We start from the raw sequence: 808 nt of genomic DNA, 5'->3' as shown, positions 1-808 counted from the left end.
GGCGAGGCCGGCCAGGGCCTGCAGGAGGGCGGGGGGCATGGAGTGCTGGGGCCGGGGCGGGGCGGATATCCTGGCGGGGGTGGCGGGATCAGCGGCGGAGCGGCACCAGGCCGGGATAGGGGATCTCCTCGTCGCCGCGGCTGCGCAGCAGGTGGTTGGCGGCGCGGGTGACCTCGCGCGGGCCGGCGGGGAAGCCGTCGAGCTCGTAGTAGCCGTTGCGCAACTGCCGGACGCGGCGGCCGAGCAGGGCATGGGCGTATTCGAGCGGCGTCATGCCCTCGGGCACCGGCGCCTCGCGCGTGGGCAGGCAAGGGCTCTCCGCCATCTCGCGGTTGGTGCGGGTGAGCAGGCGGTCGAGGTGGCGGCGAGCGTAGCAGAGTTCGAGGTTGAACAGCCGGGCGAGGCGGCGCAGGTCCTCGCCGGCCAGCGCGCGGCGGTTGAACTCCTCGCGGCGCTCGGGCGGCAGGGTGCGGCGGCGGATCTGCACGCGCTTGTGCGCCCTGGTGGGCGGCGGCTCGGTCACGGGATCCATGGGGGTGGGACCTGTCCAGGGCCGCGAGGGATGCGGCGGGGCTGCCCCTTCTGGAGATGGGGGGCTGTCCTTCTGGAGGCCGGCGGTTGCCACCTTTGCGAAAAAGCGTGGTAAGAAGCTTGTAATCCAGATCGGCAAGGTCTTCCACTGCCGATCCAACCCAGCGGTGCCTCACATGGACCCGACCAGACCCGCCCAGGCACACGCCCCGGCCGACCCGGCCCGGCAGGCGGCACGGCGCCTCGAGGCCGCCTTCGCCGCCGAGATGGTCCGCGC

The 808-nt window shown here is 73.8% G+C and carries 1 protein-coding gene; it reads right to left on the bottom strand.

Annotated features, from left to right (window positions below; all coding sequences use genetic code 11):
• Nucleotides 1-88 precede the first annotated feature (88 nt).
• Nucleotides 89-532, bottom strand: a complete 444-nt coding sequence (locus Q7A36_RS40305) for a hypothetical protein (RefSeq protein ID WP_305109410.1) — start codon at nucleotides 530-532, stop codon at nucleotides 89-91.
• Nucleotides 533-808 lie beyond the last annotated feature (276 nt).

It is taken from the genome of Paracraurococcus lichenis, from assembly GCF_030657435.1.
GTDB classification, from domain to species: domain Bacteria; phylum Pseudomonadota; class Alphaproteobacteria; order Acetobacterales; family Acetobacteraceae; genus Paracraurococcus; species Paracraurococcus lichenis.
Note: the sequence above shows the minus strand (reverse complement) of the source record. Positions and strands in the feature narration are given on the sequence as shown.